General features: G+C 29.5%; 15 protein-coding genes. All 15 read right to left on the bottom strand.

The window, feature by feature from the left end; translation table 11 throughout:
• Positions 1-20: 20 nt before the first annotated feature.
• The 15 genes from CSBG_RS00930 to CSBG_RS00860 all read right to left on the bottom strand — a co-directional run bounded on the left by CSBG_RS00930 (position 21) and on the right by CSBG_RS00860 (position 17,047).
• Entirely contained in the window at positions 21-1,256 is a 1,236-nt protein-coding gene (locus CSBG_RS00930) for an FtsW/RodA/SpoVE family cell cycle protein (RefSeq protein ID WP_008676270.1), read from the bottom strand.
• A gap of 10 nt (positions 1,257-1,266) precedes the next feature.
• Positions 1,267-1,719 (bottom strand): FHA domain-containing protein, encoded by a 453-nt coding sequence (locus CSBG_RS00925; protein ID WP_008676267.1) that lies wholly within the window; start codon positions 1,717-1,719, stop codon positions 1,267-1,269.
• Positions 1,720-1,795: 76 nt separating this feature from the next.
• The gene (gene uvrA, locus CSBG_RS00920) at positions 1,796-4,621 is read right to left on the bottom strand and encodes an excinuclease ABC subunit UvrA (protein WP_008676265.1); all 2,826 of its coding nucleotides are present in this window, start codon (positions 4,619-4,621) and stop codon (positions 1,796-1,798) included.
• A gap of 298 nt (positions 4,622-4,919) precedes the next feature.
• Positions 4,920-5,816, bottom strand: coding sequence for a radical SAM protein (locus tag CSBG_RS00915; RefSeq protein ID WP_008676263.1), 897 nt, complete (start codon positions 5,814-5,816; stop codon positions 4,920-4,922).
• 15 nt (positions 5,817-5,831) lie between these two features.
• Complete coding sequence (gene uvrB / locus CSBG_RS00910) at positions 5,832-7,802, bottom strand: excinuclease ABC subunit UvrB (protein ID WP_008676261.1); 1,971 nt, start codon at positions 7,800-7,802, stop codon at positions 5,832-5,834.
• Between the two features lie 235 nt (positions 7,803-8,037).
• Positions 8,038-9,306 carry a PDZ domain-containing protein gene (locus tag CSBG_RS00905; RefSeq protein ID WP_008676259.1) on the bottom strand — a complete coding sequence of 423 codons (1,269 nt, stop codon included), beginning with the start codon at positions 9,304-9,306 and terminating at the stop codon, positions 8,038-8,040.
• Positions 9,307-9,317: 11 nt separating this feature from the next.
• Positions 9,318-10,580, bottom strand: a complete 1,263-nt coding sequence (locus tag CSBG_RS00900; protein WP_008676257.1) for a S41 family peptidase — start codon at positions 10,578-10,580, stop codon at positions 9,318-9,320.
• Between the two features lie 138 nt (positions 10,581-10,718).
• On the bottom strand, positions 10,719-11,609 hold the full coding sequence (ftsX, locus tag CSBG_RS00895; protein WP_008676256.1) for a permease-like cell division protein FtsX: 891 nt from the start codon (positions 11,607-11,609) through the stop codon (positions 10,719-10,721).
• A complete protein-coding gene (gene ftsE, locus CSBG_RS00890; RefSeq protein WP_008676254.1) occupies positions 11,599-12,285 on the bottom strand; it encodes a cell division ATP-binding protein FtsE in 687 nt (228 codons plus the stop codon). Before ftsE ends, ftsX begins: the two co-directional genes overlap by 11 nt.
• Before the next feature lie 153 nt (positions 12,286-12,438).
• Positions 12,439-13,275, bottom strand: a complete 837-nt coding sequence (locus CSBG_RS00885) for a YitT family protein (protein WP_008676253.1) — start codon at positions 13,273-13,275, stop codon at positions 12,439-12,441.
• A gap of 45 nt (positions 13,276-13,320) precedes the next feature.
• The gene (locus CSBG_RS00880) at positions 13,321-14,166 is read right to left on the bottom strand and encodes a YitT family protein (RefSeq protein ID WP_008676250.1); all 846 of its coding nucleotides are present in this window, start codon (positions 14,164-14,166) and stop codon (positions 13,321-13,323) included.
• 238 nt (positions 14,167-14,404) lie between these two features.
• Positions 14,405-15,349 carry a transketolase family protein gene (locus CSBG_RS00875; RefSeq protein ID WP_008676248.1) on the bottom strand — a complete coding sequence of 315 codons (945 nt, stop codon included), beginning with the start codon at positions 15,347-15,349 and terminating at the stop codon, positions 14,405-14,407.
• Entirely contained in the window at positions 15,349-16,173 is an 825-nt protein-coding gene (locus tag CSBG_RS00870; RefSeq protein WP_008676244.1) for a transketolase, read from the bottom strand. The genes CSBG_RS00875 and CSBG_RS00870 overlap by 1 nt, the downstream gene beginning before the upstream one ends.
• A 269-nt stretch (positions 16,174-16,442) precedes the next feature.
• Positions 16,443-16,796: a type II toxin-antitoxin system PemK/MazF family toxin gene (locus tag CSBG_RS00865; protein ID WP_035284811.1), complete on the bottom strand. Its 354-nt coding sequence runs from the start codon at positions 16,794-16,796 to the stop codon at positions 16,443-16,445.
• An 8-nt stretch (positions 16,797-16,804) separates the two neighbouring features.
• Positions 16,805-17,047, bottom strand: coding sequence for a hypothetical protein (locus tag CSBG_RS00860; RefSeq protein ID WP_008676240.1), 243 nt, complete (start codon positions 17,045-17,047; stop codon positions 16,805-16,807).
• Positions 17,048-17,321: the final 274 nt, after the last annotated feature.

Here is a 17,321-nt window from a genome sequence, read left to right as displayed (position 1 = left end):
ATTTTATATATTTTTTTATTTTAATACTCTTCTGATATCTTTTGCAATATACCAAGAGCAAAAAACATTGTTAACATAGAACTACCGCCATAACTTATCAGTGGCAAAGTTATACCTGTAAGTGGTATAACAGTAAATATTCCACCTATAATAACTAAAGTCTGACAAGCTATCATTGTACTAAACCCAACAGCAGCTAATTGACTAAACTTATCATTTGTTAAAAATGCTATTCTTATTCCTCTGTAAAACAATAAGAAGTATATTATAATTAATCCTACTGCAAATATAATACCAAATTCTTCGCAAATAACAGCAAAAATAAAATCACTTTCACTTGCAAAAATTAAATCAGGATATCCATTACCTAAACCTACACCAAATAATCCACCTGATGATATAGCATATAAGCCCTGAACTATTTGGTACCCTTCATTACTAGCATATTTCCATGGATCAAGCCAAATTTTCACTCTTCTTTGTACGTGTCCAAAAACGCCATAAGCCCCTACTGCTCCTATTGCCGAAAGCCCTAAACATGTAAATACATATTTTTTCTTTGAAGTCGCAATATATAGCATAGTTACAGATATTCCAAAAAATATTAAAGTTGATCCTAAATCTGTTTGCAGAACCATACATACTAATGAGAACATAACAATAACAGCTGGCTCTATTAATTGCTTAAAGTCCTCTTTAATTACATTTTTACTTTCATATGTCATAAGGGAAGAAGCTAAGTATAAAACTAATGCTATCTTTCCGAATTCTGATGGCTGGAACCCAAAAGGTCCTATATAAACCCAGTTCATCGCCCCATTTGTTTCCACATTAAATATAAGACCATATATTAATGCCATAGGCATAAATATTAAAGTAATAATCATATATATTTTTTTATACTTAGCAAAGCCTTTTAGATCTGGCAATGCTACAACTATAGCTATATATGCTATTATTCCAAGTACAGCCCATATTAATTGCTTTATAGCAAAATTAGGATCTAATCTATATAATACCGCAATTCCAACTACAGCTAGTATACTTGAAAATATAAGCATAAACTTATCCCCATCAGGATAAAAACGTCTTATTAGATAGTGGGAAAATCCTATGATTATACATAGAATTATACCTATTATTAACGCTTTAGTATCAAAAGGTTTTTTTAGTAGTGCTAAATTAGTAAACAGAAGTAAACATAGTAGATAAATTAATTTCAGAACTCTTTTTTCTAACTTTAATGTACTATTCATAAACTCACCCCTAGTTCTTATCTGCTCTTATAACCTTAAATATAGCACTGCCTATTCTTATAAGATCATTAGCTCTTATCTTTGAATATCCGTTAACTCTTTCATCATTTATAAAAACACCATTAGTACTATTTAAATCTTCTATTACTATCTCATTATTTTTAACTATAATTTTCGCATGATTTCCTGAAGCATATTGATCATCTAATTTTATTGTATTTCCTTCTTTTCTGCCTATAGTTATAGTTCCTCTTAACAATAAAATAGATCCCTCTTCTAAGTTTGAGTTCTCACCTGTACTTAGCACTTCTATTCCATAATTCTTTTTAGCAGAAGATTGTTTTCTTCTTCCACTTCCCTTTACATCCTTGTACATTATTTTTAGTGCATAATATATTATAAAATAAAGTATTATCATAAATGCCACACCGAAAACTAATGTCATTAGCTTTGAAAAACCCATCTCTTCACCTCAAAATTAGTATTTTATTACCATTATATATTAAAACTTCTAGTTAAAAATAACAAGTATACTTAACTTATCTTAACATGTTTTTAAGATATTTCCCAGTATATGAATTATTTACTTCACTTATTTGTTCTGGAGTTCCTGTTGCAACTATACTTCCACCTTTATCTCCGCCTTCTGGACCTAAATCTATTATATGATCTGCGCACTTTATTAAATCCAAATTATGTTCTATAACTACTACTGTATTTCCTGCTTCAACAAGCCTTTGAAGTATTTCAACAAGTTTACTTACATCATCTATATGAAGTCCTGTTGTTGGTTCATCTAAAATATATAATGTTTTACCTGTACTTCTCTTTGAAAGTTCAAATGCTAACTTTATTCTTTGAGCTTCTCCTCCTGATAATTGAGTTGAAGGCTGCCCTAGTCTTATATATCCAAGTCCAACATCATTTAATGTTTCTAACTTATTCTTTATTCTTGGAAGATTTTCAAAGAATTTTAAAGCTTCCTCAACAGTCATATTAAGTACATCATCTATTGATTTTCCCTTATACTTAACCTCTAAAGTTTCTCTATTATATCTTTTACCCTTACATACTTCACAAGGAACATATACATCAGATAAAAATTGCATTTCTATTCTTATTATTCCATCTCCTGCACACGCTTCACATCTACCACCTTTTACATTAAAGCTAAATCTTCCTGGTTTATATCCTCTCATTTTAGCTTCTGGAGTAGTAGAAAATAGTTCTCTTATTATATCGAAAACACCTGTATAAGTAGCAGGGTTTGACCTTGGAGTTCTTCCTATTGGGCTTTGATCTATATCTATTATTTTATCAATATTTTCATATCCAATTATTTCTCTATGATTTCCTACAGGAGTTTTACTTCTATTAACTAATCTATTTAATCCCTTATATAATATTTCATTAACTAATGTACTTTTTCCAGAACCTGATACTCCAGTTACCATAGTTAATGTTCCTAAAGGAATTTTTACATTTACATTTTTTAAATTATTTTCTTTAGCCCCCTTAATAGTTATGAAATTTCCATTTCCTACTCTTCTCTCTCTTGGAATTTCAATTTTCTTTTCCCCTATTAAGTATTGACCTGTTAGTGAATTTTTACACTTTTTTATATCTTCAACAGTACCCACTGCAATTATTTCTCCTCCATGTTCTCCTGCCCTTGGTCCTATGTCTACTACAAAATCTGCTTCTCTTATAGTATCTTCATCATGTTCAACTACTATTACAGTATTACCTATATCTCTTAAGTTTTTCAGTGTACTTATCAATCTATCATTATCTCTTTGATGTAGTCCTATACTTGGTTCATCTAAAATATACAGTACTCCCATAAGAGCCGAACCTATTTGTGTTGCAAGTCTTATTCTTTGAGCTTCTCCACCAGATAATGTGCCAGAATTTCTTGCTAAGTCTAAATAATCTAACCCTACATCAATTAAAAATTTAAGTCTGTTTTTAATTTCTTTAATTATTTGATCACTTATTATTTGATCTTTTTCAGATAAAATCAAAGAATTAATATATTCAAACTCTTCTTTTATCGATAATGTTGTGAATTCATAAATATTTTTATCACCAACTCTAACTGCTAGTGCTTCATTTTTTAACCTTGCCCCTTTGCACTTAGGGCATTTATTATTACTCATATATTGTTCAATTTCAGTCTTTATAATATCAGAGTTAGTATCTCTATATCTCCTTTTTAAAGAATTTATTTCACCATCATATGCATATGAATATTGTGACTTAACACCATCCTTAGTATAAATGACTTTCATTTTCTTCCCATTAGTTCCGTAGAGTAATAAATCCAATTCTTTTCTACTAAGTTCCTTTACCGGTCTACTTAAGTCTAAATCATACTCTTCACTTAATGCTTTTAATATTGCATAAGTCCAAGAATCTTCTTTCAATCTACCTTCTCCCCATGTAGCAATAGCACCTTCTAATATACTTAAGTCCTTATTAGGAATTATTAAATCTTCATCTAATTCTATTAAAGTTCCTAATCCATCACAGTAATCACATTTTCCAAAAGGTGAGTTGAATGAAAACAATCTAGGTGCTAATTCATCTATACTCATTCCGCATTCTGGACATGCAAAATTTTCGCTAAATAATATATCCTCTCCATCTATTACATTTATAATTACTAAACCATCTGCTAATTTTAATGCTGTCTCGATGGAATCTGTTAATCTTCCTTCTATACCATCTTTAATAATAACTCTATCAACAACTGCTTCTATATTATGTTTTTTATTCTTATCTAATGTAACTTCTTCTTCGGCTAATTCATATATAGACCCATCAATTCTTGCTCTAACAAATCCACTTCTCTTAATGTTATCTAGCACCTTTTCATGAAGTCCCTTTTTTCCTCTTATCATAGGAGCTAAAACTTGAACTTTAGTTTTATCCCCAATAGACATTACACTATCCACAATTTGATCAACAGATTGCTGTTCTATTGGAATTTTACATTTTGGACAATATGGTTTTCCTATCCTTGAATATAATAATCTTAAATAATCATATATTTCAGTTATAGTTCCAACCGTTGATCGTGGATTTTTGCTTGTAGTTTTTTGATCTATAGATATCGCAGGAGATAAACCTTCTATATACTCTACATCAGGCTTATCCATCTGTCCTAAAAACTGTCTTGCATATGATGATAATGATTCTACATATCTTCTTTGTCCCTCTGCATATAAAGTATCAAATGCTAAAGAAGACTTTCCTGATCCAGATAAACCAGTAAATACAACTAATTTATCTCTTGGAATTTCCAATGATACATTTTTTAAATTATGTACTTTTGCACCTCTTATAATAATTTTATCTTTCATACTAATTTGCCCCTTCTTATTTTATAACATTAGTGTTTCATTTCTTTTCTAAAATTAATCTCGAACAAACGTTCTTTATTATATTCTAAATTTTATTATAATTATTGTCAATTATATAATAAATATTTGTAAATACTTTGACTAACTTTACTTATTACTGTAAATAGCCTACTTTTATATCCTTACCAATTTAATTTTAAGTTTCTCTTAGCAAAACATCGTTAACTTTTTCATTCTTTCATTAAAATTTAATATTAAAATTTAAAATATAAAATCAAAAAGGGCTTAATGCCCTTTTCTAAACTCCTTCAAAATTAAATAATGGGATAAAACTTTCCTTATCGGTTCCTTCTTCTTGTATAAATCCATTTTCCACCCCAATACTCAATGCATAATCTATCATTGTATCATAGTGCTTTTGATTTAATGGTTTATTTAATTCTGGATAAGTTTTTACATTTTCAAGTGGTGTATACTGATTCATAATACTAATATAAACTTTATTTCCATATATATTATGAATGTGCTCTATTATCTTTTTGGAATCGAATAATAATCCTGGTAACATAAGATGTCTTATTATTACTCCTTTTTGTATTATTCCTTTTTCATCAAACTCAACTTCACCAACTTGACTTACCATTTCATTAATCGCATCCTTAGCATAATTAAAGTAATCCTTAGCCTTAGAGTATTTACTTGAATATTTTGTATCAAAGTATTTCATATCTGGTAAGTATACATCTATATATCCTTTTAACAACTTTATAGTTTCTACTTTTTCATATCCACTACTATTATAAATTATAGGGAGTTTTAGTCCGTTTTTTCTAGATATAACAATAGCTTCGATTATTTGAGGAACATAATGAGTTGGAGTAACTAAATTTATATTCAAGGCTCCTTTATTTTGCAACTCTATAAATATTTCTGCTAACCGTTCTACAGTTATTTCTTTTCCCCATTCACATTGGCTTATATTGTAATTTTGACAAAATACACACTTTAATGTGCAATGAGAGAAAAATACTGTTCCAGAACCAATATCTCCAGATATACATGGTTCTTCCCAATAATGAAGGGCAGCTCTTGCTACCCTTATTTTATCTCCAGCTCCACAAAACCCTCTTTTGCCGTTTATCCTATTTACACCGCAATTTCTAGGACATAACTTACAGTTTTCTAATAAATTCATCACATTATCACCTAATTACTTACTTTTCAAATCATTAATTATGTCACGTAATTCTGCAGCTCTTTCAAATTGTAAGTTTTTAGCTGCTTCCATCATCTCTTCAGTATATTTCTTGATTAATTTCTTCTTATCCTTTTCCGAAACTTTCTTAGCACCTTCAACCTTATATTCAACTTTTTCTTCTGATACTTTTGTAGCTTCAATAACTTCTCTTACTTCTTTAATTATAGTTTGAGGAGTAATTCCATGCTCCTCATTATACTTAATTTGAATTTCTCTTCTTCGTTCAGTTTCCTTTATAGCTTTATTCATTGACTTAGTAATATTATCCGCATACATTATTACTTTACTTTCAGAGTTTCTTGCTGCTCTTCCTATAGTTTGAATTAATGAAGTCTCTGAACGTAAGAAACCTTCTTTATCAGCATCTAATATTGCTACTAATGCAACTTCTGGGATATCTAATCCCTCTCTTAAAAGGTTAATTCCAACTAATACATCAAATTCTCCAAGTCTCAAATCTCTTATAATTTTCATTCTTTCTATTGTTTCTATATCTGAATGCATATATGTAGTTTTAATACCTAGGTCTTTCAAGTATTTAGTTAAATCTTCTGCCATTCTTTTAGTTAGCGTTGTTATAAGAGTCCTAAAGCCTTTCTCTGTAGTTTTCTTAATTTCTGCATATAAATCATCTATTTGACCTTGCACTGGTCTTATTTCTATAACCGGATCAATCAATCCTGTTGGTCTTATAACTTGTTCAGCTATATTTGTTGAATGATCTATTTCATATTGACTTGGAGTCGCACTTACAAAAACTACTTGATTCATTTTTTCTTCAAATTCTGGAAACTTTAATGGTCTATTATCATATGCACACGGTAATCTAAATCCATATTCCACCAACGTATCTTTCCTTGATCTATCACCTGCATACATTGCTCTACATTGTGGTAAAGTAACATGACTTTCATCTATAAACATTAAATAGTCATCTGGAAAATAATCAAGTAATGTTTGAGGTGGAGTTCCTGGATCTCTACCATCTAATATTCTAGAATAGTTTTCTATTCCACTACAATATCCCATTTCTCTAATCATCTCTATATCATAATTAGTTCTTTGTCTCAATCTTTGAGCCTCTAATAACTTCTCCTGACTATTAAGTTCTCTTAATCTATCTTCTAATTCATCTTCAATACTTTTTATAGCTTTTTCTAAAACTTCTGGAGAAGTAGCAAAGTGAGATGCTGGAGAAATAGATACATGATTTCTTTCTCCTAGTATATTTCCGGTTAAAACATCAAACTCTCTAATTCTTTCAATTTCATCTCCAAAGAACTCCACTCTAATTCCTTTATTTGATGAAGATGCAGGAATTATATCTAAAGAATCTCCCCTAACTCTAAAGCTTCCTCTTGCAAAATCTATGTCATTTCTTTCATATTGTATCTCTATAAGCTTTCTAATTATCTCATCTCTCTCTTTTTCCATTCCTGTTCTTAAAGAAATAGTTAACTTTTTGTATTCTTCCGGATTACCTAAACCGTATATACAAGATACAGATGCAACTATTATTACATCTCTTCTTTCCAATAAAGCTGATGTAGCAGAATGCCTAAGTTTATCAATTTCATCATTTATAGATGCATCTTTTTCTATAAATGTATCCGTTTGTGGTACATACGCTTCAGGCTGATAGTAATCGTAGTATGAAACAAAGTATTCTACAATATTATTAGGAAAAAACTCTTTAAACTCAGAACATAATTGAGCTGCTAATGTTTTATTGTGAGCTAAAATAATTGTTGGTTTTTGAACTCTCTCTATTATATTAGCCATCGTATATGTTTTACCAGATCCAGTTACTCCTAATAAAGTTTGACCTTTATCTCCTCTTTCTATTGAATTTACTAAGCTCTCAATAGCTTGTGGCTGATCTCCAGTTGGCTTAAATTTTGATTCAATCTTAAATTGTGGCATTTTTTCACCCCCATAAATTTTATTTATTATGTTTATATTTTATCCTTTATACTTGCCTTATACAATTAATAATAATCTTTTTATTAAATAAAGTATTAACAATAAAAATAGATGTTCCTAAACTCTTTATTTATCACTAAAACTTAGAATTTCAACATCTTAAATAATTACATTTTTAAATTTTAAATTCTATATTCCATTAATTTAAAAATAATTATAGAAATAAAAAGAAAGCTTATCGCTTTCTCTTCATTTGCTCTAATACTTTTTTAAAGTCATCATTATCTACACTTAATGCATCATCCACTTTAACCATTTTTGGTACAAGAAGTAATCCTAACCTTTTATTCTTTGGTATTATAGTTAAATCGAGCATTTCCCCGGAAATCCTTCTAATTTTAACCGAAATTTCTTCAATACTATCCCTAACTATTTTAAATATTTCTACTTCTGAAACAGTTTTTACATTGTTAACTTCTATTATTTTATCTCCTCGTCTTATCCCCGCTTCATATGCAGGTGATGTTGGTGAAACTTCTAATACAGAAACTCCATCATTATCAGTTACATAAATATATTTTCCATCTTCCTCAATTTTATTTTGAATTCTAATCATTATTTCATGTCCTAATGGTGCAAAAGCTATAACAACAATTTGTCCAACTACACCAAACTGTGAAACTTGTGCTATCAATGTTAGTAAAACTCCATAAATTAATATTCCAACTCCTGAATAAATAGGCTTTTTAATCTTATCTTTAGTAAATGATACAGAGTTATACCCTATAACTCCATATAATGGTATTGCACCTATTATAGCAGTACTTAATATCAATAATGTTTCTGCTCTATTTATTATTGGCCACCAATTAGGGGTATCAACAACTGATGTCGTAACGCTTGAAATACTTCCTGAAAAAGCTATAAATATAGCTACTGGTAAAGCCCAATATCTATTATATGCAAATCCACCTACTATTTTATCGTTCCTATTAGAAAATACGGGTATAGCTCCTCTACCACCATCAAAAATCACTAGAACTCCTTCAACTACATGCATAATTCCAACGAACGTCATAAGTGATAATATGTTTACATTAATATATGATTCAGTATTAGTTATATTAGATAAAATACCTGACAAAATACTTATCATTCCCAAAACTGCCCCAGAATAAGAAAAACATATAAATCTCTTTTTTATAAATAGTAATAAAATTGATATCATAAACATTATTTCTATTCCAGAATTCTCATTAAATATGATTCCTAAACTACTCATCATTAAACTTACTATAACCCCACCTATTATTCCTAAAGAAATCTGTGATAAAGTAAGTTCTAAAGGGGAGTTAATACTCTCCCCAATAGTCATCTTCTGCATTATTGTTATTCTTTTATTCTTTAAGTAGAACATTATTCCTAAAACTACTAGCATCAATATGTGCATTGGCTCAATTATGGCATATGCTACTGTTCTCAATGTATATAGTATTAACTCCATCTGTGAGCCTCCTATTTTAACTTATCTTTCATCGCCTCTACTGCTTTATTAAATTGTGGATCTATACTTCTATCATATTCTTTTGATAAAATTTCTTCAGGAATCGTCACTTCAACATCAGGCTTTATTCCAATTTTGTGTATATTTTCTCCATTAGGCGTATAATACTTTGAAGTTGTTACTTTTAATCCACCATTTCCATCTTTAAATTCTATTAATTGTTGAACTACACCCTTACCAAAACTTGTTGTTCCAATTATAGTTCCCGCACCATAATCTCTTAGTGCTCCAGTAACTACTTCTGATGCTGATGCACTTCCTCCATCTATTAATATTACTAAAGGCATCCCTTCTGCTTCTCCACCTATAGATTTTGATTCTTGTTTATTGCCATATTTATCTACAGTATAAGTTACTACCTCTCCTTTTGGTATAAATTGTGAAGCTACATTAACTGCTTCGCCTAAGAAACCACCTGGATTTCCTCTTAAATCCAGAATCATTCCCTTCATACCTTTATTTTTTAATTCAACTATCTTTTCTTTAAAGTTCTTTGCTACATCTTCATCAAAAGAAGATATTTGTATATATCCTATATTTCCATCTATTATTTCGCCTCTAACTGAAACTACCTTAATCACGTCTCTAACTATTGTTATATCAATTTCTTTTGAGTTTGCTCTAGCAATAGTTAATGTTACTGGTTTTCCTTGCTCACCTTTTATCATAGATACTGTTTTTTCTACATTTGGCTCTGTTATATCTGTACCATCAACTTTTAATATAACGTCTCCGCTTTTTAACCCTGCTTCTTCTGCTGGTGAACCCTCTATAGGCGCTACAACTGTTACTTTATCATCTTTAATTCCAAGCTGAGCCCCTATTCCTACAAAATGCCCTTCACTTTGCTCTACAAATGACTTGTATTCACTCGCATTCATAAATACAGTATATGGATCTTTTAGTGACTGCGTCATTCCTTTAATTGCAGATTCTAAAAGGATATTATCATCTATTTCTCCATCATATTTTGCAAGCAATGCATCCCTTACTTGAAATAACAAATCGTATTTCTTCACATCTTTGATATCATTTAAATCTTTTGCAACATCCTCGCTTACATTCTTTAAACTTAATCCATTAAATGCAAATATATTTCCCATGTAGAAAAACATTATATTTGAAAATAAAAACACTATAACTATCCCCACTATAATTAATGGTTTTTTAAACTTATTATTTCTTCTTCTACTTTTACTATTGTTATCCTCCATATCTTAATACTTCCTTTCATAAAACTCTCCTAGATTATATATACATTATCTATACTACTAGATTTCTTTAAATATGTTTTAAGTGGAGATAAACTCCACTTAAAACATATCAATTATTCTCTCTTTTTATTTAATATTTTATACATCTAAGAATTTTCTTAGTGCAACTATACTTCCTATAGCTCCAACTATTATTCCACCCAAAAGGAATATCCAAGTTAATGTTCCAAGTACAAATCCTGGAACAACTAATGTAACTAGGAACATATTTGATACTATGTAGCCATAAGCCCATTTATATAATCCAAATAGTAATAAGCTTGCAAGTAATGAACCTACTGTACCGATTATCATCCCTTCAATTATAAATGGCCATCTTATAAACCAGTCAGTAGCTCCTACAAACTTCATTATTCCAACTTCTTTTCTTCTTGTATATACTGTTATTTTAGTTGTATTAGTTATTAAGAATATAGATACCCCTGTAAATACAGCAAATAATATTAAGCCAGCTATTCTAACACCACCGACAAACTTACTTATAGTATTTATCATATCTTGCTGATTTGATATATTTTCTACACCGCTCATATCTTTAACAGCATTACTAATAGCATTTGCATATTCCGGATCTTCTAATTTTACTATAAATGAACTTGGAAGCGGATTGTTTTGTAAATCATATCCTTGTAATAATCCTGGATTATCCTTTAAACTTTCTTTGAAGTTTACAAAGGCTTCTTCCCTTGATTCGTATATTACTTCTTTAGCTCCTTCTTGTTCATTTAATTTCATCTCTATTTCTCTTTGATCTAATAACTTTATATCATCTTTTAAGAAAACTTTAATCTCTACTTTTGACGCAACATCTTCTATTGCCTTATTAAAGTTTAACCCCAATAAAGTAAATGTACCAAATATAAAGAATGTTATTAGTACAGTAATCATTGCTGCTATACTTAATGTTCTATTTCTTTTAAGACTTTTTAAGGCGTCTATAAAAAAGTACTTTAATGTATTAATCTTCATTTCCGTACATCCCCCTCTTAGTATCTCTTGCTATACATCCTTTCTCTATAGCAATAACTCTCTTCTTCATATTATCAACTATGTCCTTAGCATGAGTCGCCATTAATATAGTTGTACCTGCTCTGTTTATATCCTCTAATAAATCCATTATTTCCTTAGCTGTTTCTGGATCTAAATTCCCCGTTGGTTCATCACATATTAAAACTGATGGATTATTAACTATTGCCCTTGCTAATGCAACTCTTTGTTGCTCTCCTCCTGATAATTCATTTGGGAACATCTTGTACTTATGAGAAAGTCCAACCAAAGATAATACCATAGGAACTCTTTTTCTAATTTCCTTCTGAGAAGCTTCTACAACTCTCATCGCAAAAGCAACATTTTCATATACATTTAATGTAGGTATTAGTCTAAAGTCCTGAAAAACCATACCTATTTTTCTTCTATAATAAGGTATTTGTCTTCTTGTTATTGCTGAAAGTTTTTTTCCTGCAACTGTTATATCCCCAACTGTTGGATCAGTTTCTTTAATTAACATCTTAATAAAAGTTGATTTCCCAGCTCCTGAAGGTCCAACTAAAAATACAAATTCACCTGACTCTATATTTATATTTACATCTGCTAAAGCCTTAACATTATTATCATACAGCTTAGATACATTCTTAAATTCTATCATTTCACAACACCTCGCATAAGCGTATTTTTTTTAAAGTTGTTAAACCCATAGCGTTATTATAGCATAACAAAGTCTAAGGAAAAACTTTTTTTATGCTTTTACAACTAAGAAAATCTATATTTATTCAGTTTTCTGCAAAAATTTCATTATTTCTTAATAATCTGCAAAGCCTTTACCTAAAGCCTCTGTCGATTCACTTACTGTTAAGAACGCTTCTGGATTTTTATTTTTTATAAATTGCTTTAGAGTTATAAATTGTTTTGATGTTAATACAGTATACACTATTGTCATATCTTCTTTTGTATATCCACCTTTTCCAGTTAATATTGTACATCCTCTATCAATATCATTATTTATAAAGTCTACAACTAATTTTTCCTTATTTGTAATTATAAATACTTGCTTAACTGGATTTAATCCTGCAATAAATTTATCAACTAAAATTCCTATTAAAGTCGCACTTAAAAGTCCAAATAACCCTTTTTCTATCCCAAATGAGTAAATAGCTAATAAAGTTACTGTACAATCAGCTAATAGTAATCCTTGACCTATTGGCAAATGAAAATATTTATTAATAATTTTAGCAATTATACTAGTTCCACCTGTTGAAGCATCTTGATAAAACGTGATAGCTGTACCTAAAGCTAATACCGCTGAACCAAATACACATGCTAAAAATAAATTATCTGTAATTGCCTTTGGTTCAAAAAACGATTCAAAAATCCACATTATTACTGACATCATTATAGTAGCATATATACTCTTTGCTCCAAAAGACCCACCGATTAAAAAAAATGCAAGAGCAAACAAGATAAAATTAAATATAAAAACTAATACACTTGGATTAATATCTATTAACTGATTTATAGCTAGAGCTAATCCTGAAACTCCTCCTGCTGCTATATCAAGTGGAAAGAAAAAATACTCTAATCCGAAGGCAACTATTGCTACTCCTATTGTAGATAAAATATATTCTTTTAACTTTTTCATATGTCCTTTTATTCTCCTTCTAATAAATAGTCCCATCCTTAACTATTATTGTATATTTTTAAAACCTTCTCCCATAACCTCATGAACTTCACCAACTGTTATAAATGCTTTTTCATCTACTTTTCCTATATATTGCTTTAACTTTATAAATTCACTTCTTCCTAAGACTGCATATAAAACACAAGTATCTTTTCCTGTAAAACCACCAATACCTTTTAAATATGTGCATCCTCTTTCTAAGTCATTCATTATAAATTTTGCTATTTCGTCATGTTTACTACTTATAATTGTTACTTCCTTACATGCATGGAATCCTTCTATTACCTTATCTATAGCAATTCCGTTAATTATTACTGAAAGCAGTCCATACAGCCCTATGTTTATACCAAAAGTAATAGCCCCTAATAAGGTTACTATAAAATCTACAGCTAATAAAGACTTACCTATATCAATATGAAAAAATTTATTTAGTATTTTTGCTATTGTATCTGTACCTCCAGTCGATGCATTTGCATTAAATACTATTGCCATACCTACAGCTGTAATAAAGGTTCCAAATATTGAAGCTAACATTAAATCATTTGTTATAGCCTGAGGATTAAAGAAATTTTCAATTATAGTCATCATTCCAGCTAAGCTAAAACTTGAAACTATAGTCTTAACCCCAAAATTTTTCCCAAGAAAAATAAATCCAACAACAAACAACACCAAGTCCATAATAAATACTAAAGGTCCAGTTGATATAGCCGGTATATAATAATTTATTACTATTGCAAGTCCTGTTAACCCCCCTGCAGCAATATTATTAGGTATAAAGAAATATTCTAAAGATAGTGCAACCAAAAACACCCCTAGCAATATTAATAGATATTCTTTTATTTTATTATTCATATATATCCCCCTTTCTTCGAGAATTTTTATTATTTTTCCTCATTTTATTGTTTCTTATCCAAATCTTATACTAATATTTTCTTATAATAATTAAATAAACTTCATTTACTATTATATTACTATTTTTGTTAATTGTAATTTAAAATTTAAAAATAAAAAGCTGTAGATAATTTCTACAGCTTTAGTGGTAAATATAGCTATTTTTAGTGATTTATTTTAAATTATTATAGTAAGCTTGTTATTTCTTTAGAGAAATTGCTTTTTTAGCCTTTTCTACAACATTAGCTGATGTTAATCCATACTTTTCTAATAGTTGATTTGGCAATCCACTTTCTCCAAACACATCATTTACTCCAACCTTTAATACTGGTACTGGAATTTCTTCTGTTATTACTTCTGATACAGCTGAACCAAGTCCACCAATTACATTATGTTCTTCAACAGTAACTATAGCTCCTGTTTCTTTTGCAGCTTTAACTAATATTTCCTTATCTATAGGCTTTAATGTATGAATATTTAATACTCTTGCATTAATTCCTTGCTTTCCCAACTCTTCTTTTGCTTCTAATGCAACATCTACCATTATTCCTGTAGCAACTATTGTTACATCATTTCCTTCAGTTAATGTTACACCTTTTCCTATTTTAAATTCATAAGTATTTTCATCATTTATAACATTTACTGCCGCTCTTCCAAGTCTTACATAACAAGGACCATCATATTCTGCAATAGCCTTTATAGCTGCTTCAGTTTCCACAGCATCTGCTGGACATATTACAGTCATGTTAGGGATACTCCTCATTAAAGCTAAATCCTCTATAGCTTGATGAGATGCTCCATCTTCTCCTACTGTTAGACCAGCATGAGTTGCGCATATTTTAACATTTAACTTTGGATAACAAATAGAGTTTCTAATTTGCTCAAATGCTCTCCCTGCTGCAAACATAGCAAAAGTACTTACATATGGTACTTTACCACAAGTAGACAAACCTGCTGCAACACCCATCATATTTCCTTCTGCTATTCCCATATTAAAAAATCTTTCTTCACAAACAGCTTTAAAATCTGCAGTTTTGGTAGATTTTGAAAGATCTGCATCTAAAACTACTATATTTTCATTTACATTTGCTAATGAAGCTAATGCTTTTCCATAAGCTTCTCTTGTGGCAATCTTCTTACTCATTAATTGTTACCTCCAATTTCTGCTAATGCTTGCTTACATTGTTCTTTATTTGGTGCTGTTCCATGCCATGATGCTTGATTTTCCATGAATGAAACACCTTTACCCTTTATTGTATTACATATAACAACTGTTGGTTTTCCTTTACAATTTTTAGCTTTTTCTATTGCATTAAGTATTTCATCTATATCATGGCCATCTATTACCAAAACGTTCCAACCAAAAGCTTCAAACTTTTTATCTATTGGTGAAGGATTCATAACTTTTGTTATATCTCCATCTATTTGTAAACCATTAAAATCAATAAATGCAGTTAAATTATCTAATTTATAATGAGCTGCTGACATAGCTGCTTCCCAAACTTGACCTTCTTCAAGTTCTCCATCTCCTAAAAGTGCATAAACTCTATAATCTTTATTATCTATCTTACCAGCTAAAGACATTCCTACCGCTACTGAAATACCTTGGCCTAATGATCCAGTCGACATGTCTATTCCAGGTAAGCATTTCATGCTTGGGTGTCCTTGTAATCTTGATCCAATCTTTCTTAAAGTACTTAACTCCTCAACAGGGAAATATCCTCTTCTCGCCAATACACTATATAAAACAGGAGCTGCATGACCTTTAGATAAAACAAATCTATCTCTATCTGCATCCTTAGGATTTTTCGGATCTATGTTCATCTCTCCAAAAAATAATGTAGTTAATATATCTGCCGCTGATAATGAACCACCTGGATGTCCTGAACATGATTCTGTCAACATTGAAACTATATCTCCACGTACAGTTTTAGCTAATGACCTTAATTCTTCAATATTTTTAATCATTTTTTATCCTCCTAAGATTTTAATTTACCTGTAACTATATTGTGCTAAATTTTCTAAAATTATTTTAGCATAATATTTTTATTCTGTATATACTAATCGTTTATTTTTTTCATAAAACATAATATTTTTTGGCAAAAGTGCTACTCTATTTATTTATAGTGTAGCACTTTTCTCTGTGTCTTGTCATTTTCTATATAATCTATATAAATAAAAGAAACCCAATATGGGTTTCTTAAGTATTTAATATACTCTTTTATATAAATAAAACTTTATGCAAGATTTAAACTAATTAATAAAGCTTTATTAACTTTTTTCATATCGGCATCTGTCATATGCCCAATTTTTTCTTTTAGTCTTTTTTTATCCAAAGTCCTTACCTGTTCTAATAAAACAACAGAATCTCTATTTAATCCATATTCTTCTGAAGAAATTTCAACATGAGTAGGTAACTTTGCCTTATTAATCTGAGATGTTATAGCTGCTACTATAACTGTTGGACTATATTTATTACCTATATCATTTTGAATTATTATAACTGGTCTAATTCCACCTTGCTCTGAACCAATAACAGGACTTAAATCTGCATAAAAAATATCCCCTCTTTTTACTACCATAGTCGTCATTAGAAATATCACACTCCGCAAAGCCAGTTCTCATATTCATTAATATCTGCACATTCGCATTCGAAAGGAAGTTGTGAAAGCTCCAAATTAATTTTTGCCATCTCTTCATAGCCAGCTTTCATTAATTTAAAAAATTCCGTATTAAATTGATTTTCATTATATTCTATTAAATCACACTCAATAAATTGACTATTTTTTTTAATTTTAACCGCATTTTTTATAAAATTTAGTTTTTTAACATTTTTAGACATAATTTGCCTCCAGGTAGTAAAAATCTATGTATGAATAAATTATATTGCAAATTATGTCACTTTGTCAAAACTTATGTTTCACTTTTCTTGATTAATTTACTATTTTTATATTTTTTTGTATTTTTTATAACTTATTAGAATAAAAATAGCATCACTTTATGATATTTATTATTATTTTTGACTTTCCATATTTATTTGATTCTTATCTACCTGGCTTTTTATTTTTTTCTTAATGTTAAAACTATTGTTTATACTTATGTACTCCATTTTCTCT

Origin of the sequence: Clostridium sp. 7_2_43FAA (genome assembly GCF_000158375.2) — a bacterium.
Taxonomy (GTDB): domain Bacteria; phylum Bacillota; class Clostridia; order Clostridiales; family Clostridiaceae; genus Clostridium; species Clostridium tertium.
This window is presented reverse-complemented; position numbering and strand designations above follow the sequence as displayed.